At 48.1% G+C, this 605-nt stretch carries 1 protein-coding gene; it reads right to left on the bottom strand.

Going from position 1 to position 605, the window contains the following annotated elements; all coding sequences use genetic code 11:
* Positions 1–605: ATP-binding protein (locus tag R7Z50_RS28945; RefSeq protein ID WP_318149939.1), on the bottom strand; the 605-nt coding region annotated here is incomplete at both ends.

The following is a 605-nucleotide window of genomic DNA, read 5'->3' as shown; positions in this document are numbered from 1 at the left end:
CGAAACAGCTTCCCAAGCCAAGTTCACTGGTTAGCTTGATGTCTCCACCCATGATGTGGACGAGTTGGGCACAAATCGCCAAACCTAACCCTGTACCACCATATTTGCGAGTTGTACTGCCATCGGCCTGTTGAAAGCGTTCAAACACCGCTTGCTGGTGCTCTTTGGCAATACCTATCCCCGAGTCCACCACGCGAAAGCGAACTTGGGCGATATCGTTGTTTTGCTCGTGCAATGAGACAAGTAATTTGACATGACCACGCTCGGTGAATTTGACCGCGTTGCTAAGTAAGTTATTGAGCACCTGCTTCAGACGCCCTTCATCTCCTTGTACTTCAGCGGGCAACTTAGGGTCGATATCACTGAGCAATTGCAAATTCTTTTGCTGCGCTTTTACTGTGTGTAAGCTGATCACATCCTTCAATAACTGGCGAAAATGATACGTCTCGCTGGCGAGTTCCACCTTCCCCGCTTCGACTTTGGAGAAATCGAGGATGTCATCAATAATGGTCATGAGCGATTGCGATGAGTTATCGATGATCTCCACAAATTCTTTTTGCTGCGGATCGAGCTTAGTATCACTAAGCAGCGACGCCACACCAATA

It is taken from the genome of Vibrio sp. 1249-1 (genome assembly GCF_033340495.1).
Note: the sequence above shows the minus strand (reverse complement) of the source record. Positions and strands in the feature narration are given on the sequence as shown.